Here is a 25,466-nt window from a genome sequence, read left to right on the forward strand (position 1 = left end):
ACAAAGGCAACTGAGTGACCCGCTTCACACATGATGTTTGCGTGGTCGTAACGTAGCCCCCACCAATACGGCGTCCGTACGCGGTGGAGAGGTCCCCGATGACCCAGACAACGGCCGAGAGCCCGGCCAGGAAACAACGCGCTCAGCTCAAAGTGCGAACCCTTCGCACCGATCGATGGTGGCTTGCCCCGGCATTGACGTTCGCCGGACTCTCGGCGTTTCTCATCTACGGTTTCTGGGCGATTTTCGACGCGAGCTACTTCGTCGAACCCTATATAGCGCCATTCTCGTCGCCGTGCCTGGCGACGTCCTGTCCCGAGGGCGCCCGATTCCTGGGCCTTGCTCCCTTCGGCGACTGGTACGGCCTGCCCCCCGGACTGCTGATCCTCGGACTGCCGGCCGGGTTCCGGGTGACGTGCTACTACTACCGGAAGTCCTACTACCGGTCCTTCTGGCTGTCCCCGCCCGCCTGCGCCGTCGCCGAGCCGCACAAGAAGTACACCGGGGAGACCCGGCTGCCGCTGATCATCCAGAACGTGCACCGGTACTTCTTCTACGGCGCGATCGTGATCGGCGCGGTCCTCACCTATGACGCCATCCTCGCGCTGGTCCACAAGCCGGCCGGGCTCGGCACCTGGATCCTGCTGGTCAACGCGGCGCTCATCGTCGCGTACACGCTCTCCTGCCACTCCTGCCGGCACATCACCGCCGGGCGGCTGAACCACTTCTCCAAGCACCCGCTGCGCTACCGGGCCTGGACGTTCATCTCCAAGCTCAACGCCAAGCACCAGCCGCTCGCCTGGGCGTCGATGTTCTCCGTCATGATCGCCGACTTCTACGTCCGGCTGGTCGCCAAGGGCGTAATCACCTTCCCGTTCGCTTAAGGATTCTCAACGTGGAGCGTCACGAATACGACGTCGTCGTCATCGGAGCCGGCGGAGCCGGGCTCCGGGCGGCGATCGAGGCACGACAGCAGGGCAAGCGCACGGCGATCGTCTGCAAGTCCCTGTTCGGCAAGGCCCACACCGTCATGGCCGAAGGCGGCGCGGCGGCGGCCATGGGCAACGTGAACCCGGACGACAACTGGATGGTGCACTTCCGCGACACCATGCGCGGCGGCAAGTTCCTCAACAACTGGCGGATGGCCGAGCTGCACGCCAAGGAGGCGCCGGACCGGGTCTGGGAGCTGGAGGCCTGGGGCGCGCTGTTCGACCGCACCAGGGACGGCAAGATCAGCCAGCGGAACTTCGGCGGGCACGAGTACCCGCGCCTCGCGCACGTGGGCGACCGGACCGGCCTGGAGCTGATCCGCACCCTGCAGCAGCGGGTGGTGGCGCTCCAGCAGGAGGACTACGAGCTGCACGGCGACTACGAGGCCTACATCAAGGTCTTCGCCGAGTGCACCGTGACCCGGCTGCTCAAGGACGGCGACGCCATCTCCGGCGCGTTCGGATACTGGCGGGAGACCGGCAAGTTCATCCTCTTCGACACCCCGACCGTGGTGCTGGCCACCGGCGGCATCGGCAAGTCGTACGTGGTGACGTCCAACTCCTGGGAGTACACCGGGGACGGGCACGCGCTGGCCCTGCTGGCCGGGGCGAACCTCATCAACATGGAGTTCATCCAGTTCCACCCGACCGGCATGGTCTGGCCGCCCTCGGTGCGCGGCATCCTGGTGACCGAGTCGGTCCGCGGCGACGGCGGCGTGCTGCGCAACTCGCTCGGCGAGCGCTTCATGTTCAACTACGTGCCGGACGTGTTCAAGGACAAGTACGCCACGACCGAGGAGGAGGGCGACCGCTGGTACACCGACCAGGCCAACAACCGCCGTCCCCCCGAGCTGCTGCCGCGCGACGAGGTGGCGCGCGCCATCAACGCCGAGGTGAAGGCCGGGCGCGGCTCCCCGCAGGGCGGCGTCTTCCTGGACGTGTCCTCCCGGCTCCCGGCCACTGAGATCATCAAGCGGCTGCCGTCGATGCACCACCAGTTCAAGGAGCTGGCCGACGTCGACATCACCAAGGAGCCGATGCAGGTCGGCCCGACCTGCCACTACATCATGGGCGGAGTCGAGGTGGACGCCGACACCGGGGCCGCCTCGGTGCCCGGCCTGTTCGCGGCGGGCGAGGTGTCGGGCGGCATGCACGGCTCCAACCGCCTGGGCGGCAACTCCCTCTCCGACCTGCTGGTGTTCGGCCGCCGGGCCGGCGCGGGCGCCGCCGCGTACGTGGACGGCCTGGCCAGGCGCCCGGTGGTGAGCGGAGTCGAGGAGGCAATGGCGGAGGCCCTGGCGCCCCTGGAGCGGGCCAGCGGCGAGAATCCGTACGAGGTGCACCACGAGCTCCAGCGGACCATGAACGAGCTGGTCGGCATCATCCGCAAGTCGGGCGAGATCAGCGAGGCCCTGGACGTGGTGGAGAAGCTCAAGGAGCGGGCCAAGAACACCGCCTCCACCGGCGGCAAGATCTACAACCCGGGCTGGCACCTCGCCATCGACCTGCGCAACATGCTGCTGGTCAGCGAGTGCGTGGCCAAGGCGGCGCTGCTCCGCGAGGAGAGCCGCGGCGGGCACACCCGCGACGACTACCCGGTCATGTCCGCCGACTGGCGGCGCAAGCTGCTGGTCTGCTCCGCGCCGGCGGACGGCTCCGAGGTGACCGTGGTGGAGCAGGAGCAGCCGGGCATGCGCGCGGACCTGCTCACGCTGTTCGACCGCGGCGAACTCGCCAAATACCTCACCGGGGAAGAACTGGCGGAGTACGACGCCGCGCTGGCAGCACAGAAGAGAGAGTCGTGATGGGGTACAAGGCGAAGTTCCGCGTCTGGCGGGGCGAGGGCGGCGACGGCAAGCTGGAGGACTTCACCGTCGAGGTGAACGAGGGCGAGGTGGTCCTCGACGTCATCCACCGCCTGCAGGCCACCCAGGCGCCCGACCTGGCGGTCCGCTGGAACTGCAAGGCCGGCAAGTGCGGGTCCTGCTCGATGGAGATCAACGGCAAGCCGCGGCTCGGCTGTATGACCCGGATGTCCACCTTCGAGGAGTCCGAGACGATCACGGTCACCCCGATGCGGACGTTCCCCGTCATCAAGGACCTGGTCTGCGACGTCTCGTTCAACTACCAGAAGGCACGGGAGATCCCGTCCTTCACGCCGCCGGCCGACGTGCGTCCCGGCGAGTACCGCATGCAGCAGATCGACGTCGAGCGGTCCCAGGAGTTCCGCAAGTGCATCGAATGCTTCATGTGCAACAACGTGTGCCACGTCATCCGTGACCACGAGGAGAACAAGACCAACTTCGCCGGGCCGCGCTTCCTGATGCGGATCGCGGAGCTGGACATGCACCCTTACGACGTGGCCGACCGCAAGGACGCCGCGCAGGAGGAGCACGGGCTCGGCTACTGCAACATCACCAAGTGCTGCACCGAGGTCTGCCCCGAGCACATCAAGATCACCGACAACGCGCTGATCCCGATGAAGGAGCGCGTGGTCGACCGCAAGTACGACCCGCTGGTCTGGCTCGGAAACAAGATCTTCCGCCGCTGACGGCAGAGCGCCGGCCGGGCCACCCGGTCGGCGCTCTTCGTTTCCGTCTGGTACGGCGCTTCAGTACGGCCTGCGGCGGCGCGGGTCCTCCTCGCCGCCCTGCCCTTCCTGCGCGGGGAAGACCGCCGTCCCACCCGGCTGACCGGGCAATGGCTCCTCGATGGTCCGCTCGATCACGTACCCCTGCGGGTAATCGGGCGCCTGCGCGGGCGGCGGATACGACTGCTGCGCCTCCGGCACCGGCCCGTACGGCTGCTGCGGATACGGCATCGGGTACGGCACCGGCACATAACTGACCACCGGCGGCTGGTACGGCTGCACCGGGTATCCCGGGTACGGCATCATCTGGCCGGGCATCGGGTGCATCGGCTGCATGGGGGGCTGCATCGGGTACATGGGCTGCATGGGTGGCTGCATGGCCGCGCCCCGGCGCAGGGCCGCCGCGTGGGCCAGCCTGCGCAGCCGTCCCTCGAAGACCAGCCAGCCGAGCAGGGCGAGCAGCACCAGCAGCGCCGCCGGAGCGGCCAGTTTGCGGCTGAGGCCGGTCTGGTCGAACTCGGGGGTGGCGTTGCGGATCTCGATCGCCACCACCTCCGGGTCGGGCTCGGTGAAGGCCGGGCCGGGAGTCACCTGCGGGGCGGGGGTCTCGCCGGCGGTCGGGAGCGAGACGGCCGGCTCGGGAACCTCGGGCGTCTCCTCCGGGATGACCGGATCGCTGCTCGGCAGCTGCTGCTGCACGGTCGGGATCGGCGGCGGCGTGGTGCTGGGCTGAGCGGGCGGCTGCGACTGGGACTGCGTCGTGGGCGACGCGCCGGTGGGCGTCGGGGTGACCGTCTGGGTGACGGTGACGCTGACGTCGCCCGTGGGCTCCACGGTGACCGTGACGGTCTCGCAGAGGTCGCCCTCCCGGCAGGGGTCGACCGGGTTGGCCGCGCCCGACGCGGACGCCGCGGCGATCATCACCAGGAGCCCGGCCGAGGCCAGCGTGGCGGCGACTACGGACGCGACCCGTCTGCGTGCGCGTCCGACCACCGTGTCCTCCGCCGTTTTCGCCGTCTCTGCCTGACTTTCCCGGTCATGGAAATACTAGTAGGGCAAAGGACTGGCAAAACATGTTTCGGACGGTGAGTCTTATTCGGGGTCTTGCTCCTGACGCCTCCGGGACAGCCGAATCTGGAGTCCCAGGATGACCAGAAGCCCGCCCACCGTGGCCAACGTGAGCGGCAGCCCCTTGATCGACTCCATCCGGTCGGGGGCCTCCGTTAGCGCAATGTTCCTCGGATTGACCAGCGCGGGAGGGCTGAGCGACGGCGGCGACGGCGCCAGCAACGGAATGCTCGCCCCACCCAGATCCATCGGCAGCGGCACAGGCGTGACCCCCGGCGTCGCCTCCGGCAACGTCGGCACCTCCACCGACGGCAACGCGACCGCCTCCGGCACCGCGGGCGCGGCCGACGGCAACGCGGCAGCCGCCTCCGGCAGCGCGGCCGAGGCCGACGGCAACGCGGCAGCCGCCTCCGGCAGCGCGGCCGACGGCGACGCGGCAGCGTCCGGCAGCGCGGGCACCTCAGCCGACGGCATCGCAACCGCCGCCCGCTGCTGCGTCACCGCCCCACCAGCCACACCCTGCCGCGCACGCACCGCCCCACCAGCCGACCCCTGCTGCGCACCCACCGCCCCACCAGCCGACCCCTGCTGCGCACCCACCGCCCCACCAGCCACACCCTGTTGCGGATTCAGTGCGGCACCGGCGGCATCCTGTTGTGGACTCGCCACGCCCGCCACGCCCGCCACGCCCGGCGTCGCCTGACCGGCGATCCCGGCCTCCGGCGCCTCCTGCGCTCCATGAAGGACCGGCGGCTCCCCGGGCGTCGGGGAGCCCTCCGGCGCGGCTTGGGCGGCAGGCGCCTGCCACCTTTGCGGTGCGGCCTGGAGACCCGGTAGGAGGCGACTCTGCGGCGCGGCCCCCCCAACTGCGACGTCAGTCGCCTGCCAGCCTTCGGACGTGGCCCGCGTGCCCGGCCTCACCATCCACCGGTGCCCGCCCTCCCACCCCTGCGGCGACCCGCGCCCGTCCAGACTGTTCGGTGCGCTCAGCACGCTACGCCTTTCCGGACCGTCCGGACCGACGGGACCGCCCCGCGCGTCCGGACCGCCCTGCGCGTCCGGATCGCCCTGCCCGACGGGACCGCCCTGCCCATCCGGACCGCCCTGCCCATCCGGACCGCCGTGCCCGACTGGACCGCCCTGCCCATCCGGATCGCCGTGCGTCAGAAGGGCGGCGTCAGGCGTCCGCGACGCCTCCCCGCCATCCCCGCCATCCCCGCCATCCCCGCCGTCCCCGCCGTCCCCGCCGTCCCCGCCGTCCCCGCCGTCCCCGCCGTCCCCGGCGAGCGTGCCGACAGCGTCCATCGCCTCACGCCGCCCCGGCTCCCGCATCTGGCTTTGGGGCAGGAGGTCCCCGGACATCCGCGGCACCGGGAAGTCCTCCCGATCCGCGCCCAACCGGTCCCACCCTCCCCGCTGGCACACGACGCGGCAGGCCAGGGGCGGCAGCCATGCTCCGCTGGGTGCCGGGTTGGCCATGGGGCTGGGTATCGGGAACAGCTGCCTGGAGCCACTCGACAGGAGGGAGGGGATGCCTGAGGGTTCGGTGGCGGGCACGACGAAAGGGCCGGCGGTGGGCGAAGGCGTACAGGCCGGGTTGAGGCGTGGGGGAATCGGGACAGGGCCCGGTGAGGCGGGCACGGAGACGGACGGGATCGGCACCGGTGTGGGTGTCGGGCGGACCGGGCTGTTCGCGCCTCCGGCGAGCAGCGGCCCGCAGTCGACCGTCCCGCCCGGGGACGCCCACGGGCTCGCCCCGGGCACCCCGCTCACGCCCCCGGCCGGCCCTGGGCCACTGACGGCACTCAGATCCCCACCGTAACCAGCCATCCCTGGAGCCACGCTCACGCCGGTTCCGTGGCCGTTCGCGGACGAGCCCGAGGTCTGGTCGGTGCTCCGGTCAGGTGCGGGCTGGTCGGCGAGGGCGGCTACCGCCGGACCGCCGAGAATGACGGCCCCGGCCCCCACCACGGACACGACATATCCCCGCCGCCACCGATTCATCACCCGAGCTCCCCCGATGCACGCTTCGTAAGCGTTATGTCACACCAGGTCGGGACTCAATCCTTCCTTGAGCAGATCTTGCACGGCCTTCACGATCGGCAGATCCGCGGGCAGCCACGCCACCGAATAGAAGTCCCCCGGCTCAAGCCACCGCAACGCCAGATGCTCCCGCGCCTCGGGTGTCCCCGCCGCGAGCGCGGCCAGCCACACCCGCAGCACATAACCCCCGCTCAGCGGCCAGTCCCCACCGACCCGCCGGCCAACAGCGATCTTGACGCCCAGTTCCTCGTCGCACTCCCGGACCAAGGCGTCATGTTCGCTCTCCCCCGGATCGACCTTCCCGCCCGGAAGCTCCCACCCGCCCATGAGCTCCGCCGGTTCGGCCCGCTGAGCGGCCAGCAGCCGCCCGCCCTCGACGATCGCAGCGCCGACAACGATCTTCTCCATGCCTGTCTAGGGTACGCGCGCCCGCACTCCCACACCGGACCAACGCGATTGACTCCCGATTACCGTACGGCCAAGACTGGGTTGCCCGGCGGCCAGCGGCAGCCGTTTGAGCTGCTCCATCACGTCCGCGTTGGCCAGCGGCCGGGTGTATCCGACGATCCCGGACCGGTCCTTGTACGTGGTGACCTTGATCGGCCCGCACAGCGTGCACCGCGCCTCGATCATCTTCCCGGGCGAGACGACCATCCCGACATGCCCGGGATTGTTGACCGACGTCCCCGGTCCCGAGTTGAAGAACACCAGGTCGCCCGCCTGCTCGTCACCCGCGTCGATCTTCTCCCCGAACGGCCACTGCCCGAAGGTCGTCCGCGGGATCGACAGCCCCGCGTTCCGGTAGGCCATGTAGATGATCCCCGAACAGTCGTACGCGTCCGGCCCGGTCCCACCCCACCGGTACGGCTTGCCCCGCTGCGCCAGCGCGTAGTCCAGGATCTCCGCCACGATCTCGCTCGGCGCCTGCACCTCGAAGGCGCAGTCCGGGTTGTTCTCCGGCGGCAGGCCGATCTCGCCGGAGGCCGCGTACCGTTCGGCGATCTCCAGCACCTGGTCCACGTACCAGGTGGCGCGGTTGTAGACGAAGATGGCCTTGCGCAGGTCGTCGGGGGCGCCGTTGCGTTTGAGCATCTTGGCCGCGCCCAGGATGGCGTCCGCGGGGTTGTACACGTCCGCGATGCCGTCGCCGTCGCCGTCGGAGGCGTAGCCGTTGAACTCGGACGGGATCTCGATGCGCGCCTTGCCGCCCCAGGTGCTGATCAGGAACTGCATCGGCCCGGCCGCGCCCGCCTCGTTGGTGCCGGACCGCACGCCCGGCAGGGTGGAGCGCCCGTGGTCGGTCTCGCGCTTGCCGACGGCCGCCAGCACGTTCCACTGCACGCCGATCGCCTCGCCGTGCTTCTTGTAGAGGGCCAGGTACTCCGGGGGAATGTCCTCCTTCGCGGTGGCGGACAGGTCGCCCACGTCGACCGCGCACTCGGCTCCGCCGCCGCCGAACATGCCCCCGGGTAACGGCGTCATCAGCACGATCGAGCCGAACAAGCCCAGCGGCACGACCACGGCCAGGAGCGCGGCCACCCATTTCCACGAGAGCCGGCTCGTGTTCACGGCGACGTGTCCCCGTCCTGCCCGGCGTCGGCGGGCTGCATGTCGTAGACCCGCCAGTCCGTGCCGAGCTTCATGACGGTCACCGCGTACGAGTCGGTCTGGTCGCGCGCGCCGGCCGTGCTGGTGATGTGCTGGATGGAGTCGACCACGAACACGACCGAGCCCAGGGCCATGTCCCTGATCGAGATCACCTTGGCCGAGCCGTCCGAGACGATCTGCTCGGCGGTGTCGTGCTGGGTCAGCGCGGGCGCGGTCAGGCTGCGGGTGAGCTGCTCGCCGAACTCCACGGTCGCGAACCGCCGCACCCGGTCCACCCGCGCCACCGGATCGGCGTGCGTGTAGGTCCCGTACGCGCCGACGAACCGCCGGGCCAGGTCCGCGGCGGCGGCCAGCTCGTCCCGGCTCAACGGCAGGTACGCGTACACGTCGAACTCGCCGGAAGGCGTGCTGGCCACCTGGCTCGGCACGGCCGGGACGGTGACGCCCGTCGGCGCGCTCCGGCCGGTGGGAGCCGCCTCATGCTCGGTACGCGTGTCCCCGCCGCCGAGCATCGTCAGATAGACGCCGATGGCGGCGAGCACGACGACCACGGCCACGAAGACGAGTCGCCTCCGGCCGTCCGTTCCCTCCATGATCAGTCCTTGTCGCGGTCGGGGGGCCTCAACCAGAACGGCGCGTTGTCGCCGCCGCGGGCGCTCTTGGCCCGGCTCGGCAGCCACAGCGGCGGCGCTTCGGAGCGCGACTGCCGGGGGGCCTCGGAGCGAGGCGGCTGGGATCTGGGGGTCTCAGTGTGCGCGGACCTACTGGGTTCGGACCGCCGCTCGGCACGCGGGGTCTCCGACCGGGACGACCGCCGGCCGCCCCCGCCACCTCCGCCGCCACCGAACAGGCTGCCGCCGCCGAAGAATCCGCCGCCCGACGAGCCCCGGGAGGACCCGCGCGACGAACCACCGCCGGACCCGCCGCCGGAACCGCCGCCGCCGAACAGGCCGGACGAGCGGCTTCCGCCGCGGGAGGCCGCGGACGGCCGGGAGGCCCAGCCGCCGGACCGGCCGCCGAACCACCCGCCGGAGGAGGAGCCTCCGGACGAACCACCCGAGCTGGGCACGCTGCCGGTCGAGGACGGCACGGGCCCGCCCGGCCGTCGCGGACCGGTCGTCCCCGGTCTGCCGCCGGCGGGCGGACGCAGGTTGAGCGGCGGCGCGCTACCCGGACGCGGCGCCGGCACGGCGCCGCCCTTCTTGCGCGGATCCGTCTCCAGCGGCGCGGGCTGGCCGGTCGCCCGGACCCCGGTGGCCCCGGCCGCCTTCTCCTCGCCGCGCACCCGGCCCTGCGCCACCGTCGACGCGGCGGCCGCTCCGGCCCCGGCTCCGGCCGCCATGGACGCGGCCCCGACGATGGGCTCCGCCTTGCGCAGCCCCCACCGCCCGATCCTGGCCGACGCCACCGGCGGCAGCACCACGCTGGAGCGCTGCAGGATCGGCGAACTGGCCGCCTCGCCCAGCATGCGGGTGGTGAACGTGTGCCCGCTCATCGAGGCGAACAGGTGCTGGAACGGTCGCCGGTAGAAGAACACGGCCAGTGTCAGCAGCGCCATGAACATGATCTGCATGCCCCACGGCAGCGGCGTCGAGATGATCAGCGCGTAGCCGTACACCAGGACGCCCAGCACGAGGGCCAGCACCGCCTGCCTGAGCAGAGTGCCGACGAGCATCTCCACCCAGCGCATCGCGATGATCCGGCCGGCGCCGGGGTGCACGCCGATCAGCAGGAACACCGGGCCGAGGATGAGCAGCAGCAGGAAGCCGATCTTGAGGACCAGCAGCGAGACCGAGACCAGGAAGATCAGTACGCCGGCCACCATGGCGGCGATGAACGCGCCGATGGCCACGCCCAGGCGGCTCGTCCAGTCCTTGCCCTGGAACAGGAAGAACGCCGGGGTGCCCTCCAGGGGCTTGGCGACCTCCTCCTCGAAGCGCTTCTGGTGGATGTCGCTGCCGGGTGTCTGGGCGCCCTGCTGCTCGGCCACGTCGATGGCCTGGATGTCCAGCAGCTTCGGCGCGAAGGTCGCCACGATCGGGGCGTTCGCGTCGGCGGTGCCGAACTCGCCCATCAGCCACGGCTTGCAGACCAGCGTCGACCAGAGCGCGTCCGCGTTCTGGGCCACGCCGGGCGTGCCGGGCTGGCCGTAACCGCCGCCCTCGGGGCGGGCGTTCTCGGCGCCCTTCGGCGGCAGGCAGGACGCGCCGCCCGCGCCGGGCAGGCCGGAGAAGGCCGAGTTGACGATCTCGCCGGTCTTGTCGGTGATGGTCTTGCCGACGCCGGTCAGGTCCTGCGGGCGGCTGAAGAACCAGGTGGCCACCGTGACCGCCAGGACCATCCAGATGACGCCCTCGGTGGTGGTCGTGGCGCGTTTGCGGAGCAGGCCGTACCAGGCCAGCCAGATGGCGGCGATGATCACGATGGGCCGCAGGAACGGCCAGTACATGGCGTCGGCCAGGTTGACCACCATGTCGTCGACCACGTTCTTGATGGGCAGCAGCGGGCCTTCGGTGGCCGCCGCCTCGTACGTGGTGATGGTGAGCCGGTCGACCGCCTTGGCCCAGGAGAAGATCGTGCTGGCCCAGGCGTTGCCGAGCACGGCCGCCACGTCGGAGCAGCCCAGGTCGTAGGTGTGCCAGAACTGGCCTGCCATGCCGTACCTGGCGTAGTTGGTGAGCTCGGGGTCGGGGGCGACCTCGACCGGGGCGCCCGCGCCGACGCCCGCGCCCGCCGCCGCGCCGGTGTCCCCGGTGTCGGGCGGAGGCGGCTTGACCAGGCCGTCGACGCCGCCGCCGACCATCTCCGGGGCCAGCGACGAGGACAGGTCACAGATCCCGTCGGCGCTGGCCGTACTGGATGCGAAGACCAACGGAAGACTGAGAACGGTGACCACGGCCACCAGCACCAGCGCTAACCGGCGGACAAACCTCACGACCGCACCTCCTGCGCGACCCCCGACCGGCTGGATCCCCCTTGCAGATCATGCATGCTCTCGCTGGGTTTGTCGTGTGTCGGATTCGTATCAAGCCAGCGCAGCAACTCCGGCGAGATCAGGTCCACGCCGATCCGGCCGGCCCGGCCGTCCAGGTCGCGGAAGATGCACTCGCCGTTGCCGAGCGAGCGCAGCACACCCTTGTGCTCGTCCGACGCGTCGACACCCAGCAGCTCCAGCACGTGCTCGACCTCCACCCGCTCGGTCGAGCGGAACGCGAACACGGAGGAGAGACAGTTGGTGACCTGCTCGTTCAGCAGGTCGCCCGCGTTCTGTGAGACCAGGACGAGGGCCGTGTTGCGGGAACGGCCCATCCGGGACACCTCGGGCACCAGCTTCGCGCCCTCGGGCGTCGAGGTGATCGCCCACGCCTCGTCCAGGAAGATCACCTTCGGCGTACGGCGGTCCAGGCCGTTCATCAGCCGCCGCGCGAACTGCGAGACCAGGTAGAGCAGCGCCACCGACAGCCGCTGCTCGTAGGAGTAGTCGTCGCGGCCGGTCGCCACGTCCGGCAGGGTCAGGCCGCCCAGCGTGAACACCGTGGTCCAGCCCTCGGTGTCGATCTGCTCGCCGCCGGAACGGTCGAAGCAGAGCCGCGCCAGGTGCATGTCCGACATCGAGCGCAGCACCGCGCCCAGGTTCTTGGAGGCCGCGTCCTCGGTCCGCTCCAGGTGGTCCACCACCTTGCCGAGCGAGGGGTCCGGCTGGCCGGCGACCGCCGCGACCGCCTGGATCATGGCCGACTCGCGCTCCTCCGACATGCGCGGCAGCAGCAGCCGCAGCGTCTCGGTGGCCATCGTCTTCTTGGCCGCCAGGTCGTCGCCGAACGAGAACGGGTCCAGCAGGCCCGGCGCGGCCGACATGAGCGGGATCGTCCTGGCCCGCCGCCCCCGCTGGTGCAGCAGCTCCACCAGCGACGACGCGTCGCCCTTCGGGTCGATCACGGCCACCGTGACGCCGCGCAGCGCCATCTGGTAGATCAGCAGCAGCGCCAGCGTGGTCTTGCCACCGCCCGGCTCGCCGGTGATCGCGATCGCCGTCGGCCGGTTCCTGGTCGCCGCCACCAGCGGGTCGAAGTGCACGATGCTGCGCGCCCGCCCCAGCGTCTCCCCGATGTACGGCCCGAGCCATCCGGCCTTGCCGTCGTCCACCCGGTCGCCCAGGTCCACGGTGGCGTGCGCCATCCCGCCCGCGATCGTCCGCAGCGGCTGCCGCTGCGCGTACGCGTTGACCCTGACCTTCTCCCCCGGCAGCGCCTCGCAGAACAGCGAGAACTGGTCGCCGGTCGAGTTGACCACGTCGATGCCCAGGTCGCGGTAGTGCTCGATGACCGCCTCGACCCGCTGGACGCACATCTCCTCGGTGGGGGCGCTGACGCTCATCCGGTGCCAGCCGTACACGAAGGGCAGGCGTTCCTTGGTGATGCCGTGCTCCAGCATGCGGGCGGCGTCGATCTGCTCGGCCAGCGCCAGCGGAGCCTCCGCGCCCGCCTCCCGGATGTGGATGTCCATGTCGCGGGCGTGCGCCAGCTTGCGGGCCACGTCCTTGCTGGCCCGGACCGGCGGGATCAGCCGCATCCGGCTGGAGATCTCCACCGGGAAGGGCAGCTGGTCGCCGAAGTGCATCCACGGCTCGCCGTCGGGGAAGGGCATCAGGTCGGGGAAACGCGCGAAGGACAGGTGCGCGGTGTAGGAGTCGCCGCTCGGCTGCTCGATCCGCAGCAGCGACCTGCCGTTGTGGATCTGGCCCTCGACCAGGGCCTCGATCTCGCCGCGGCCCCAGCGCCTGCGCGGGCTGGCCGACGGCGGGGGGTCGCCGAGCGCTCCGGAGGCGGCGTGCTGGAACAGCCAGGCGATCTCGACCGAGGTGGCGTGCCTGGCGTACAGGGCGCTGGAGGCGAGGGCGCGGCCGAGCCGTTCCGCCGACTCGGTCCACTTCGCGACCTCGCGCTCGGGCACGTGGTCGTCCTCAAGCCCGAGGGACTTCTCCGAACGCTGGTAGAAGCCGAACAGCTGGGCCAGCACGCCGGTGCCGAGCTGGGCCCCGCGCGGGCCCAGCCGCACTCCCAGGTAGACCTCCTTGGACCAGAAGTCCTTCGCCCAGACGTGCCGGTACATCTCCTCCAGGTAGTCGCGCCAGCCCGCGCCCTCGTCCGAGGTGGCGTTGAGGGCCATCGCCCACTCGGCCGCCGGGTACGTGCGGTGCGCGACCCGCAGGTGCACCTCGGCGTCCTGCATCCGGATGGCGGCCAGCGCGATCGTCACGTTGTTGGCCAGCGCCTCGCGCTCCTCGGGCGTGATGAACTCGTAGCTGACCGTCGGCAGCCGGAAGTAGGCCCACGCGGCCGAATCGGTGAGGAGCACGCGGTCGTCGAAATACCGCACCGCCAGACGGCTCCGCGCCCGGGACGCCCTAGCCAACGATGCTCTCCCCTCTCGCTGTGGTCAGCCCGCTCGCGACCACTCCGGCAAGCGCCACGTACGCCCGGCGTCCGCCCGCGCGGAGATCGCCGAGATCCACCGGCCCGGTTTCGGCCAGCTCGTCCTCCCACGGCACCCGGACGATGGCCCGGCATCGGCCGCGCGCCACCGCCTCGGCCCGCTCGACGTCCGCCAGGCTGCGCCGGCTCACCCCGTTGACCACCATGACCGCCCGCCGCCGCAGGTCCGCGCAGCCGTGGCCGTCCAGCCACTCGTACGTCATGGCCACCGCGTCCGGCGCGTCCGCGCTGGCCGGCGCCACCAGCACCAGCTGGTCGGCGTACGGCAGCAGCCGCGCGGCCAGCGCCGCCGCCGGGTCCATCAGGATCACCCGGTACTGCTGGTCCAGCAGCCGCATGGCCCGCGCGATCCGCTGGTCGGAGAAGGCCGCCCGGTCCGAGATGCGCTGCTCCGCGCCCTCGTCGGTGTCGGCGGCCAGCACGTCCAGACCCGACTCGCACCGGCTGGTGTACGCGCCGACATGCGTGCCCACCTGGTCGAGCACGGCCAGGAAGGAGCTGAGCGTCTCCGGCGACTCGGGCCTGATCCTGGCCGTCAGGGTGTGGTCGCCGGTGTTGGCGTCCACCGCGAGCACGCCGTCGTCGCGGTGCCTGGCCAGGGTGTGGCCGAGCAGCAGCGTGGTCGTGCTCTGCCCGGCGCCGCCGGTGCAGCCCAGCACGACCACCCGGCGACTGCCGGTGATCGGCGTGCGCACCCGCGCCTCGTCGTTCTCGATCCCGTCGGTACGGCCTCCGCCGCTGCCCACCACGACCTGGGCGATCCGCCGCCAGCCGCCGCTGGGGTCCCGGCTCACCGACTCCACCCGGCGGACCTTGGGCTCCTCCACGGACTTCTTGGCCTCGGGGCGAGGGATGGGCACGGGGGCGGCGGGCTGGCCGGACAGCGCGGGCACGGCCCGGATGGAGAGCTGGCGGGCGGGTTCCCGCCGCTCGGGGGCCGGTGGCCGGGGCGGCTGGCCGCGGCGGTGCTGCTCCCTGGCCCGGTCCGGCGGGGTGGCCGGTTCCGGGATCGGGCGCTGGGGCACCGGGGGCATCTTCTGCGGGGTGAGCGTCTGCGGCGGGGTGGCGGCTCCGCTCCTCGACTCGGTCTCGGTCGAGGCGGCGGCCAGGCGGCGCAGGCGGCGCAGCGCGTCGGGACCGATCGGCGGCGCGGGCGCCTCGGCGACCGGCTGCGCGACCTTGGGCTCAGGCGTCGGCTCAGGCCGGGGTTCGGGCTCTGGTTCAGGCGTCGGTCCGGGCTTGGGCCCGCCCGGCTCGGTCTTCGGTTCGGGCCGGATCCGCTCGACGGGAAGCCCGCGCTCGGGCCGGGCGTATTCGACGGGCTGCCTGGGCTCGGGCCGGGCGTATTCGACGGGCTGCCTGGGCTCGGGCCGGGCGTATTCGACGGGCTGCCCGCGCTCGGGCCGTCCGGGCTCGGGCAGGGTGTATTCGGCGGGCTGCTTCGGCTCGGGCCGTTTGGGCTCGGGCTGGACGAAGACCGGGATGGCCGGGGCCTTGGCGGAAGCCGTACCCCAGGAGGGGCGGACGGTCGGTTCGGCGACCGGCGCGGCCGGGGTGGGGTCGGCGGGGATCGCGGCGGCGGCAGCGGCCACGGCGGGGCGGATCGTTCCGGGGACGCGGCGGCGCGGCGGCTCGGGGGACTTGGACGCCGGCTGCGGGAGCTTGACCGACACCTTCGCGGCGGCCGCGGCGCGGGCACTGGCCAGCACGGGCTGGGCCTGCCGGGCGCGGCGCGAGGCCGGACGGCGGGACGCCCGCCAGACGCGGCCGTGGAAGACCACCTCGTCCGGTTCAGAAACCGGCGCCAGCCGGCACCAGGTACGCGGCTCGGACAGGTAGCGGCTCTGCGACTGGAGCAGTTCGGTGAGGCGTTTGCCCTCGATCACCGGCCGGGTGGACAGCCAGGTCACGACGCCCGGCGGAACGAGGTAGATGACGTGCCAGGGAGCGTCGAACTCCAGGCCGACAAGCTGCAGGAAGACCCACCAGGGCGCGCTCACGCCGATGAAGACACCGATCCAGACGATGGGCAGCGGCGTGGGCAGCCGTAGGTCGTACAGCTTGTAGAGCCGCTTCTCAATTCGCCAAATATTGGTGTATGTAGGCAGGTCCACCCGATTCCTCCTCTCCCAGCGTGCCCAGGATCACTGGATGCCAAGCGCCCCCGCGATGGCCTTCGCCGTCACCTCGATGATGTTCGGCACGTAGAAGATCACACCGATCGCGATGGCCAGAATGATGAACTGGACGAATCGCGTGATCTCCCTGGTGAAGAGGAAGAAGAGCGCGACCACCGAGACGATCACCAGGAACAAAGGCCCGAAGAAGCGGCGCAGGAAATCGGCCAGCCCCTCGGTGTTGATGCCCTGGTTCGGCGCCGGGGTCGGCGTGAACGCAATGAGTTCGGCGCCGCCGAGCTGACTCGACGCGGCGGTCTCAAGAATCGTGTGCACAATCATTTTTCGCCCTCCCGGGGGTGTGGATCAGCGACATCACGGTCGGCCATGTGTTACCCCACGGACCGGCCCGCGCCCTGGATCCGCCCGACGAGCCACTTCTCGCCCTGCCTCTCCATGGAGAGCTGGTAGGCCTGCTCCAGGCCGGCCGGTTGCGCGGCCGGATCAGCCGCCGGGTCGGTGGTCGGCTGGACCGCGGCGGCGCCCGCCGGGACCGCCCACACCACGACCGCCGTGACGGTCCTGCTCGACTCCCCGCCCACCGGAACGATCACATCGGTGAGCTGGGCCAGCGTGAACGAGCCGCCGAGCCCGTCGATGGTCGCGCCGTCCGTGGCGTAGAGCCGCAGCTCCGCCGAGTTGCCCGACGCGTACGCCTTGAAGAAGCCCTCCAGGGTCGGCCGGAGCTGGTCCTCCAGGCCGTTGTCCCGGTCGGGGTCGGCGATCGCGGGCAGGTCGGCGACGGCGGGGGCGGGCAGCAGCGCCGGCCGCCCGGAGACCACGAAACGGTCGCCGGAGTGGTAGACGGGCACCGACAGCAGCCATCGTTTGCTGCCCGACTGGAAACTCACCACGACGATGGCATTCTCGTTGTCGTCGGCCACGTCGATGCTCTGGAATTGAATCGCGCCGGCCGACATCCGGCCGTAGCCATTCCAGCCGAAACGGCGCTCGACGCCCTGGGCGAGAAATGCGGTAAGCCTTTCGTCGCGCTGGTCGGGATTGGTCGCGTCGAAATTCAAATAGACCGCGGCGAATTGGCTCGCGAATCCGGCGGCCTCCTGGACCGGATATCCGGAGTCTGCGGGCGCGGTCGGGGCCGCGGCGTTCTGGCCCTGGGTGAACCGTTCGAACGGCGCCCGCACCCCGTTGACCACGATCACGACGATGAGCGCCCAGAGGACCGCCCGGCCGACCCAGACGAGCCAGCGGCCCCCGCCGCCGCTCCATCCCCTGCGCCGCACCGGCGCCGAGTCGAGATCAGGCAACGGGTACGACTCGGGGTCGCCAGCGATCCGAGGATCCTGCTGGACGGTTGACCTGCGAGCCATCACGCCTCCGCTCGCGCCGATCCCCCCGGCTGGCGCGGTGTCTTCTTACTCTCGATCCGGTTATCCACGTTGAAGTATTCACCCTAGCGGTCCCGCCAATTGTTCCAGGAAAGCCACGCCCATGCTGTGCGCATCTAAGTAACCGGCCAAACCGAGTCTGCATGAGACAGAGAGTGGCCGTACCGGCAGGTACGACCACGAAACGGCGTCTTTGCAGGCCAGCGACCCGTACTATTACCAACCGGTCAGCGAGAGCTATCCAAACCGTACGAAGACTCCTACCTGGGTTTCGCTCCCCGCGCAGGATATCGGCCCCGCCCGGGGGCAGCTCCCCGTTGCCCGTCAGAGGCCGATCAGGTCGGTGCGGCCGAGGAAGAAGGCGGCGTGGACGTTGTCCATGCCGACGGTCTCGCTGATCTGCGCGGCCCTGACCCCGGCCGTCCCGTAGCCGACGCGCAACGTCCCCTTGTCCGGTCTGCTGTCCGCGGGGATGTCGCCCAGCAGGCTCAGCCTGACCTCGGGCGACTTGAAACTCTCCCGGACGAGGCTCAGGAAGATCCGATGGGCGACCAGCTCGACGATGCCCTCGGCGATGATCTGCGAGTGCCCGATCGTGGCCGCCTTGGCGGCGAAGGCCGGGTGCGTGAGGCGGTGCATGAACTCGTGCACCATCGTGTTCAGGGTGCGCCAGCGCCAGAACGCCCTGACCTGGTCCGCAGGCAGCTCGCCCGACCATGCCCGGGTGGGGGCGAACGGCTGGAGGGAGATCATTCCCTCCTCGGTGCCGTGCGAGGCCGTACGGAGATAGAGCGCGCCGATCCGGTTCGCGCGCTCGGTGTCGGCGTCGAGCCACTCGCCCAGAATGCGCCGCAGGGCCGCGACGTGTTCCGGGTTGCTGCCCACATAGCCGGCTCGGACGAACGGCGCGTCCGCGGACTCCGGCGTCCCCACGACCTCCGGAGTGACAACCTCCAGTGTCACGTCCTCCGCGGCGACCTCCAGAGTTGTCTCCGCCGTGCCGGCTATTTCCGGGCCGGCTTCCGGGCCTCTGCGGTCCGGGCCCCTGGGTTCCGGGCTTTCCGGTCCCCGGCCCTTGGGTTCCGGGCCTCGCGGTTCCCGGCCTCTGGGCTCTGGGCTTTCGGCTTCCCGGCCCTCGGATTCCAAGCCTCTGAGCTCCGAGCCTCTCGGTTCCGGGCCTCTGAGTTCCGGGCCTCTGGATTCCAAGCCTCTCAGTTCCGAGCCCGTGGATTCCAAGCCTTGGGGCTCTGGGCTCTGGGGTTCCGGTGTGCCGACGAGTTGGGCGGGCTTCGGTCTGGCCATGCCGACGACTTCCGCGCGGTTCATGAGGTAGCCGAGCCTGATCTCCCGGTTGTCGGTCTTCTCCAGGGTGCTGCGCACTCGCTCGCCGTAGCGGAAGCCCTGGTAGTAGGGACCTTCTGGGTTCGCCCGGGCGAATGGCACGTTCTCGCCGATCCACGTCTGCAGGTACGCGGCGACCACCCTGACCCGTTCGATCGGCTCATAGACGGGCTCCTCGCCCTCCGCGTGAATCCAGAAGCGGGCCTGCTCCGCCACCGCCGCTTCGAGCGCGGGCACCAGAACGTCCCGCAGAATCCCCTCATCGAGCGGCCGCTCGACCTGCCGCCCCACCTCGGGCATGCGGTAGTACCCGCGCAACGTGTCCTGCTGATCACTGGACGGCGTGGACAGCCCGGCGCACAGCAACGCGCTCATCAGGCCCGACACCTCCAGCACCTCACGCTCGAAAACGGCGTCCGCCTCACCGGGATTCGTTCGGTGCTGACTGGCCCGGCCTATCAGCCGCTCCACCGCCCCCGCGTGGTTCCTCTCCCCCGGCGTCAACCCCGCCTTCTCCTGGTACGCGTACAGCGCGCACGCCAGCCACCGCCGGTTCTCCCCGCTGATCCCCTCAAGCCGCACCCACAGCGGCTGTCCCTCCCCCAGCAACTCAGTCGCGACCCCGTCGAAGTAGGCGCTCTCCTGTTCGGGCCCGGCAAACCGAGGCACAGCCACATAATCAAGCGCCGCGAAAGGCGACGGCCGCAACCGCGCCCGCCCCAACTCCTGGTCTCGCGCCCCCGGCAAGCGCCCCCCGCCAAGCTCCCGCACCTCCGAATCCGGCCTCACGGGCACACGCGCGACGCCCAGCTCACGAACCCCTGAATCCGAACGCACAGGCAACCGCGACGCACCCAGCTCACGCGCACCCGAATCCGGCCTCACGGGCAGGCGCGCCACACCCGAATCCGAACTCACAGGCAAACGCCCCGAACCCAGCTCACGGACGCCCGAATCCGTAGTGGCAGGCAATCGCGCCGCGCCCAGTTCCCGGACGTTCGTATTCGAACTGGCAGGTAGCCGCGCCGTGCCCAGTTCCCGGGCCTCGCCCCGTCCGCCGGTCACCATGCCGGTCGTGGTCATGCGGACGGTCTGGACAGGCCGCACGTCCACCGGCGGCGAGTCGAGCGTGATCCGCTGGACTCGCTTGGTCTTGTCGAGGACGCGCTGACCGGTCGGCTCCTCACCGTCCCGCTCGGGAGACGCCTCCCGGCTGCCGGGCCGGCTTTTCGCGCCGGGCTTGTCCTCAGCGGAGGCGGAGGAGTTACCCGAGGACCGGGAGCCACTGCGGCGCTTCTTGTACACCCGCTCATGGTGGCCCATCCCCCAAGCAAGGCCGCCTTACCAGAAAGTCACACGCTCGTGACGTTCCGGAGCGAGAGGCGTTCGTCTGTCTCCTAGACGTTGAAGCGGAACTCGACCACGTCGCCGTCGCGCATGATGTAGTCCTTGCCCTCGATCCTGGCCTTGCCGGCGGACCGGGCGGCGGCCACGGAGCCCGCCTCCATGAGGTCGTCGAAGGAGATCACTTCGGCCTTGATGAAGCCGCGCTGGAAGTCGGTGTGGATGACGCCGGCGGCTTCGGGGGCGGTGGCGCCCTTCTTGATGGTCCAGGCCCTGGTCTCCTTCGGGCCCGCGGTCAGGTAGGTCTGCAGGCCGAGGGTCTCGAAGCCGACGCGGGCCAGCTGGGAGAGGCCGGACTCGTCCTGGCCGACCGACTGGAGGAGTTCCAGCGCCTCGTCGTCGGGGAGTTCCACCAGCTCGGACTCGATCTTGGCGTCCAGGAAGACGGCCTCGGCGGGGGCGACGATCGCGGACAGCCGGGCCCGCAGGTCGGCGTCCACCAGTTCGTCGGCGTCCAGGTTGAAGGCGTAGAGGAACGGCTTGGCGGTGAGCAGGTGAAGCTCGCGCAGGTCGGTCAGGTCCATGCCCGACGCGTACAGCGTGGTGCCGCCGTCGAGGATCTTGCTGGCCGTCTCGGCCGCGTCCAGGGCGGCCTTGCGGTCCTTGTTGGTCCTGGCCTCCTTCTGGAGGCGCGGCACGGCCTTCTCGATCGTCTGGAGGTCGGCCAGGATGAGCTCGGTGTTGATCGTCTCGATGTCCCGCTCGGGGGCCACGTCGCCGTCCACGTGAGTCACGTCGGGGTCGTTGAAGACCCGGATGACCTGGCAGATGGCGTCGGTCTCGCGGATGTTGGCGAGGAACTGGTTGCCCCGGCCCTGGCCTTCCGAGGCGCCCTTGACCAGGCCGGCGATGTCCACGAACTCCACCTTGGCCGGGAGGATCCTGGCCGAGTCGTGGATGGTGGCGAGCTGGGCGAGCCGCGCGTCGGGCACGCCCACGATCCCGACGTTGGGCTCGATGGTGGCGAACGGGTAGTTCGCCGCGAGGGCGTTGGCGCTCTTGGTCAGCGCGTTGAAAAGGGTGGACTTGCCGACATTGGGCAGGCCGACGATCCCGATGCTCAAACTCACGGAATCCGAGTTTAGCGGCCGGTGAGGCAGATCCTGGTCGGGCCGCCGCGCAGTACGTGATCGGAACCCTTCGGGCAGCCACCGCCCGCGGTGTGGAACGCGGTCACCTTCGCCCAGGCCCGGTTGGAGCCACAGGAGACCCTGACGATCTCCCCCAGGCTGGTACGGCGTCGCGGACGTTCCACACAATCCCCCCGTCGCGGAGGTACGGGGCCCGGACGCGTGGCGGGTGGGAGGCCGGCGAGGCATGCCGTACCGGTCGGGTGGAGGGCGGCGCGGAGGTCGGTGCCGGGCGGGCAGGTCGGCGCGATGGCGAGCACCCGGCCGGGGGCTTCGGCGCAGACGTCGAGCACGACGGTGGAGCCGCTCTCGCGCACGCAGGCGCCGGCGCTCCAGCGGAGCGGAGGCGGGGGCGGCGGACGGCTCTCGCCGGGCCCGCCGACGATCAGCACGCCGGCCACGGTGGTGGCCGCGATCAGGACGGCGAGGGTCAAACCCAGCGCCTGGAAACGTATGCCCGACGTAATCACAAGGAAACTCTGAGTTATCAGCGCACGCCGCGCAAGCGCGCCTCCCCCTTCGGCAGGAAAAGTACTGGGATCATCCACCACGTGGACGTCATGGCTCTCGCACTCCAGCTCGCCGTCGGGTTGGCGGCCGGGCTGGCCGTCGGATACACGCTCGGACGCGGAAAATCCGGGCGCGCCGCCGAGGAGGCCGCCGCCAGGCTGGCCGAGTCCGCGGCCCGCCTGGCCGAGGCGGAGGCCCGGACGCGCGCCGCCGAGGAGAAGGTCGACTACATCGAGAACCAGCTCACCGAGCGGTTCCAGGCCCTCTCGGCGCGCGCCCTCGACCTCAACAACCTGCGCTTCCTGGAACTGGCCGAGAACCGGCTGAACACCAGCAGGGCCGAGGCCGCCGGGGACCTCGACCAGCGCAGGCAGGCGATGGAGAACATGGTCGCGCCGCTGCGCGAGACGCTGTCGCGGGTGCAGAACCAGCTCCGGGAGAGCGAACTGGGCGCCCGCGGCGCCCGCGCCGAGTTGCAGCAGCAGCTGGAGTTCGTCCGGCACAGCTCCGAGCAGCTCCAGGCCGAGACGCGGTCGCTGGTCCGGGCCCTGCAGCGCCCGGAGGCCCGCGGCCGGTGGGGGGAGCTCCAGCTCCGGCGGGTGGCGGAGATCGCCGGCATGGCCCGGTTCTGCGACTTCGACGAGCAGGTCACCGCGTACACGTCCGAGGGCGTGGTCCGGCCGGACATGATCGTCCGGCTGGCCGGCGGCAAGAACATCGTGGTGGACTCCAAGGTGTCGCTCGCCGCGTACCTGGAGGCGGCCGAGACGCACGATCCCGAACTGGCCGGGCCCCGGCTGGACGCGCACGCCCGGCACGTGCGCGAGCACGTGGACCGGCTCGCGGCCAAGACCTACTGGCAGGCGTTCAGCCCCGCGCCCGAGTTCATGGTGCTGTTCATCCCCGGCGAGGCGTTCCTCGCCCCGGCCCTGGAGCGCGACCCCGCCCTCCTGGAGTACGCGATGAGCAAGCGCGTGCACATCGCCACCCCCACCACCCTGATCACCATGCTCCGCACCGCCCAGTACGCGTGGCAGCAGGCCGCCCTGAGCGAGAACGCCCGCGCGGTCTTCGACCTCGGCAAGGAGCTGTACGAGCGCCTCGGCGGCCTCGGGCGGAACGTGGACGCGCTCGGCAAGTCGCTGTCGAAGGCCGTCGCCGCGTACAACAGGACGGCGGGATCGCTGGAGAACCGCGTGCTGGTGAGCGCGCGCAAGCTCAGCGACCTGGGGCTGGTGGACACGCCGATGAACGCTCCCGAGCTGGTGGAGGAGCTGCCGCGGCTGCTGGCCATGCCGGAACTGGTGGACGAAGAGCCGGTAAGCGCGCCTCCTGTGTCGCTGTAGAACGGTAAGTTGAGGCGTGAGGAAGGGGGGTCTGCGGCCATGAGGCTGACCGCGCGCGGCGCCGTCACACTGCTGTTCGTGATCACACTCCTCGGCCAGCTCATCGCCCCCGGGCCCGTGTTCATCGTCGGGTGCGCGGTCGCCGTCCTGCTGGTCAACCCGCGCGACCTGCTCCCGCTGGTGGTCACGCCGCCGCTGGTCTTCTTCCTGGCCGCGCTCTTCATCGAGACCGTGCACGCGCTGCGCACCGCCAGTTTCCTGCAGTCGCTCGCGCTGGGCCTGTTCACCACGCTGTCCGCCGCCGCGCCCTGGCTGCTGGCCGGCTCCGCGCTCACCCTGGGCGTCGCCTGGCGGCGCGGCCTGGCCGCCAACCTTCGTGTCGTCCGCCAGGCCCAGCTCCAGCGGGTGCCGAAGCCGCGGCAGAGCCGCGACGCCGTCCCGGCGTTCGCGCCGGAGCCCGAGGGGTATTTCGAGCCCCGCGTCTACGGCTCCGCCAAAGAGGACTGACCCCTTTTAGGCGCGCAGGTCCCTGCGGAGTTCGTGCGGAAGGGCGAAGCGCATGTGCTCCTTCACCGACTCGACCTCCTCCACGTCGGAGAACCCGTGGGTCTCCAGCTTGCGCAGAACGCCCTCGACCAGGATCTCCGGGACCGAGGCGCCGCTGGTGAGGCCGACCGTGGTGACGCCCTCCAGCCAGCCGTCCTCGACGAAGGACTCGTCGTCCACGAGGTAGGCCGCGTCGGCGCCGTAGTCGAGGGCCACCTCGACCAGGCGCTTGGAGTTGGAGGAGTTCTGCGAGCCGACCACGATCACCAGCTGGGACTGGGCGGCGATCTCCTTGACGGCGGTCTGGCGGTTGGAGGTCGCGTAGCAGATGTCGTCACTGGGCGGGTCGATGAGCTCGGGGAAACGCTCCTTGAGCCGGGTCACCGTCTCGGTGGTCTCGTCCACCGAGAGGGTGGTCTGGGAGAGCCAGACGACCTTCTTCGGATCACGTACGGTCACCGTGCCGACACCGTCCAGACCGTCCACGAGCTGCACGTGGTCGGGCGCCTCGCCGGCGGTGCCCTCGACCTCCTCGTGGCCCTCGTGGCCGATCAGCAGGATGTCGTAGTCCTGGGCCGCGAACCGCTTGGCCTCGTTGTGCACCTTCGTGACCAGCGGGCACGTGGCGTCGATGGTCCGCAGCTGACGTCTGGCCGCCTCGTCGTGCACGGCGGGGGCCACCCCGTGCGCCGAGAAGACCACGATGGCCCCTTCCGGGACCTCCTCGGTCTCGTCGACGAAAATCGCGCCGCGTCCCTCGAGCACGCGCACGACGTGGGTGTTGTGCACGATCTGCTTGCGGACGTAGATCGGCGCGCCGTACTGCGCGAGCGCCTTCTCCACAGCTTCCACGGCGCGGTCCACGCCCGCGCAGTACCCGCGTGGCTTCGCCACCAGAACACGTCTGCGGTCAGGAATGCTCGCGGGGGTCTGTGACGTCATGGTCTCATGCTACGTGGAGTGTCAGCCGCATCCTGACCTCACGTCGAATTGATCCAATATGAACATTTTCCAGGAGCCGCGATGTCTCTCCTTCGAACTTTGACCAAGCCCCTCCGTGACGCGTACGACAATCGCGAGGAGATCGTGGGGAAGGCCAAGGACCTGCCGATGGCGGTGCTGCAGAGCGCCCTCAGCGGCGTCGGCCACGCCCTGCTGATCGGCGACCGCGTCCGGACCGCCGTCCAGCGCCTGGCCGGCTCCGACCGGGAGAAGGAGGCCCCCCAGCCCGCCGCCCCCGAAGAGGACAAGCCCACCCGCCGCGCCCCCGTCATCTTCGCCCCCCGCCCCTCGGAGTCCAACGGCTCCCCCGAACCCACGCCGACCCCCGAACCCGTCACCGAGCCAGCCGCGGAGACCAAACCGGAGCCCGTCACCGAGCCGGTCGCGGAGACCAAGCCGAAGCCCAAGCGGAGGGCCAAGCCGGAGACCAAGCCGGAGACCAAGCCCGAGGCCGAGGTCGCGCCGGAGGCTGCGGCCAAGGTTCAGGACAAGGTTCAGGACGAGCCGCAGGTCGCCGCGGTCGAGCTGGACGCCGAGCCGAAGACCGCCGCGCCCATGGCCGAGCCCGAGATCGTCGCGCCCGCCGGGAAGACCGCTCCCGCGGAGCCCATCCCCGGGTACGGCGACCTGACCATCGCCTCCCTCCGGGCCCGCATGCGCGGCAAGTCCACCGAGGATCTCCAGCAGCTGATCGCCTACGAGGAGGCCACCACCGCCCGCTCGGAGGTCATCACCATGTTCCGCAACCGCGTCACCAAACTGGAGTCCGGAGTCTAGGGACGGGTGCCCAGCGTCCGGCGGCCCGGCGGTCTCCAGCGGAAAGGCCCAACGGCAGTCCGGCGGTCTCCGGCGGAGAGGCCCGGGACCG

General features: G+C 70.9%; 20 protein-coding genes. 6 read left to right on the top strand and 14 right to left on the bottom strand.

Annotated features, from left to right (window positions below; genetic code table 11):
- The first annotated feature begins 98 nt into the window (after positions 1 to 98).
- Genes sdhC through Aph01nite_RS30760 form a run of 3 tightly spaced genes read left to right on the top strand, consistent with a single transcriptional unit; the run spans position 99 to position 3,540 of the window.
- Positions 99 to 884 (top strand): succinate dehydrogenase subunit SdhC, encoded by a 786-nt coding sequence (sdhC, locus tag Aph01nite_RS30750; protein ID WP_204044538.1) that lies wholly within the window; start codon positions 99 to 101, stop codon positions 882 to 884.
- 2 nt (positions 885 to 886) lie between these two features.
- Positions 887 to 2,794: a fumarate reductase/succinate dehydrogenase flavoprotein subunit gene (locus Aph01nite_RS30755; RefSeq protein WP_204044554.1), complete on the top strand. Its 1,908-nt coding sequence runs from the start codon at positions 887 to 889 to the stop codon at positions 2,792 to 2,794.
- A complete protein-coding gene (locus Aph01nite_RS30760; RefSeq protein WP_204044539.1) occupies positions 2,794 to 3,540 on the top strand; it encodes a succinate dehydrogenase/fumarate reductase iron-sulfur subunit in 747 nt (248 codons plus the stop codon). The genes Aph01nite_RS30755 and Aph01nite_RS30760 overlap by 1 nt, the downstream gene beginning before the upstream one ends.
- 60 nt (positions 3,541 to 3,600) lie before the next feature.
- Here Aph01nite_RS30760 and Aph01nite_RS30765 read toward each other — a convergent pair whose 3' ends face one another.
- The 13 genes from Aph01nite_RS30765 to Aph01nite_RS30825 all read right to left on the bottom strand — a co-directional run bounded on the left by Aph01nite_RS30765 (position 3,601) and on the right by Aph01nite_RS30825 (position 21,628).
- Entirely contained in the window at positions 3,601 to 4,572 is a 972-nt protein-coding gene (locus Aph01nite_RS30765) for a hypothetical protein (RefSeq protein WP_204044540.1), read from the bottom strand.
- A gap of 99 nt (positions 4,573 to 4,671) precedes the next feature.
- Positions 4,672 to 6,651 (bottom strand): hypothetical protein, encoded by a 1,980-nt coding sequence (locus tag Aph01nite_RS30770; protein ID WP_204044541.1) that lies wholly within the window; start codon positions 6,649 to 6,651, stop codon positions 4,672 to 4,674.
- 39 nt (positions 6,652 to 6,690) lie between these two features.
- Positions 6,691 to 7,098: a (deoxy)nucleoside triphosphate pyrophosphohydrolase gene (locus Aph01nite_RS30775; protein ID WP_204044542.1), complete on the bottom strand. Its 408-nt coding sequence runs from the start codon at positions 7,096 to 7,098 to the stop codon at positions 6,691 to 6,693.
- Positions 7,099 to 7,104: 6 nt separating this feature from the next.
- Positions 7,105 to 8,259, bottom strand: coding sequence for a C40 family peptidase (locus tag Aph01nite_RS30780; RefSeq protein ID WP_239162109.1), 1,155 nt, complete (start codon positions 8,257 to 8,259; stop codon positions 7,105 to 7,107).
- Positions 8,256 to 8,891, bottom strand: coding sequence for a hypothetical protein (locus Aph01nite_RS30785; RefSeq protein ID WP_204044543.1), 636 nt, complete (start codon positions 8,889 to 8,891; stop codon positions 8,256 to 8,258). Before Aph01nite_RS30785 ends, Aph01nite_RS30780 begins: the two co-directional genes overlap by 4 nt.
- A 2-nt stretch (positions 8,892 to 8,893) precedes the next feature.
- Complete coding sequence (locus tag Aph01nite_RS30790) at positions 8,894 to 11,233, bottom strand: type IV secretion system protein (RefSeq protein WP_239162110.1); 2,340 nt, start codon at positions 11,231 to 11,233, stop codon at positions 8,894 to 8,896.
- Entirely contained in the window at positions 11,230 to 13,713 is a 2,484-nt protein-coding gene (locus Aph01nite_RS30795; protein ID WP_204044544.1) for an ATP-binding protein, read from the bottom strand. The genes Aph01nite_RS30790 and Aph01nite_RS30795 overlap by 4 nt, the downstream gene beginning before the upstream one ends.
- Positions 13,706 to 15,907: a TcpE family conjugal transfer membrane protein gene (locus tag Aph01nite_RS42290; RefSeq protein ID WP_204044545.1), complete on the bottom strand. Its 2,202-nt coding sequence runs from the start codon at positions 15,905 to 15,907 to the stop codon at positions 13,706 to 13,708. The genes Aph01nite_RS30795 and Aph01nite_RS42290 overlap by 8 nt, the downstream gene beginning before the upstream one ends.
- A 30-nt stretch (positions 15,908 to 15,937) precedes the next feature.
- On the bottom strand, positions 15,938 to 16,252 hold the full coding sequence (locus tag Aph01nite_RS30805) for a hypothetical protein (protein WP_239162111.1): 315 nt from the start codon (positions 16,250 to 16,252) through the stop codon (positions 15,938 to 15,940).
- A 50-nt stretch (positions 16,253 to 16,302) separates the two neighbouring features.
- Complete coding sequence (locus tag Aph01nite_RS30810; protein WP_204044546.1) at positions 16,303 to 17,301, bottom strand: conjugal transfer protein; 999 nt, start codon at positions 17,299 to 17,301, stop codon at positions 16,303 to 16,305.
- 342 nt (positions 17,302 to 17,643) lie between these two features.
- Entirely contained in the window at positions 17,644 to 19,329 is a 1,686-nt protein-coding gene (locus Aph01nite_RS30815; RefSeq protein ID WP_204044547.1) for a hypothetical protein, read from the bottom strand.
- Positions 19,330 to 20,057: 728 nt separating this feature from the next.
- Positions 20,058 to 21,134: a redox-regulated ATPase YchF gene (ychF, locus tag Aph01nite_RS30820; protein WP_204044548.1), complete on the bottom strand. Its 1,077-nt coding sequence runs from the start codon at positions 21,132 to 21,134 to the stop codon at positions 20,058 to 20,060.
- Positions 21,135 to 21,145: 11 nt separating this feature from the next.
- Entirely contained in the window at positions 21,146 to 21,628 is a 483-nt protein-coding gene (locus tag Aph01nite_RS30825; RefSeq protein WP_204044549.1) for a hypothetical protein, read from the bottom strand.
- A 126-nt stretch (positions 21,629 to 21,754) separates the two neighbouring features.
- On the opposite strand from Aph01nite_RS30825, the gene Aph01nite_RS30830 reads away from it, so the two are divergent.
- Positions 21,755 to 23,050 (top strand): DNA recombination protein RmuC, encoded by a 1,296-nt coding sequence (locus tag Aph01nite_RS30830; RefSeq protein WP_373872347.1) that lies wholly within the window; start codon positions 21,755 to 21,757, stop codon positions 23,048 to 23,050.
- A gap of 39 nt (positions 23,051 to 23,089) precedes the next feature.
- Positions 23,090 to 23,557 carry a DUF6542 domain-containing protein gene (locus Aph01nite_RS30835; RefSeq protein WP_204044551.1) on the top strand — a complete coding sequence of 156 codons (468 nt, stop codon included), beginning with the start codon at positions 23,090 to 23,092 and terminating at the stop codon, positions 23,555 to 23,557.
- Between the two features lie 6 nt (positions 23,558 to 23,563).
- Here the strand turns inward: Aph01nite_RS30835 and Aph01nite_RS30840 are convergent, their stop codons facing one another.
- A complete protein-coding gene (locus Aph01nite_RS30840; RefSeq protein WP_204044552.1) occupies positions 23,564 to 24,538 on the bottom strand; it encodes a 4-hydroxy-3-methylbut-2-enyl diphosphate reductase in 975 nt (324 codons plus the stop codon).
- A 99-nt stretch (positions 24,539 to 24,637) separates the two neighbouring features.
- Between Aph01nite_RS30840 and Aph01nite_RS30845 the strand changes: the two genes are divergently transcribed.
- Entirely contained in the window at positions 24,638 to 25,375 is a 738-nt protein-coding gene (locus Aph01nite_RS30845; protein ID WP_204044553.1) for a DUF8129 domain-containing protein, read from the top strand.
- Positions 25,376 to 25,466 lie beyond the last annotated feature (91 nt).

Source organism: Acrocarpospora phusangensis (assembly GCF_016862995.1).
GTDB lineage: Bacteria > Actinomycetota > Actinomycetes > Streptosporangiales > Streptosporangiaceae > Acrocarpospora > Acrocarpospora phusangensis.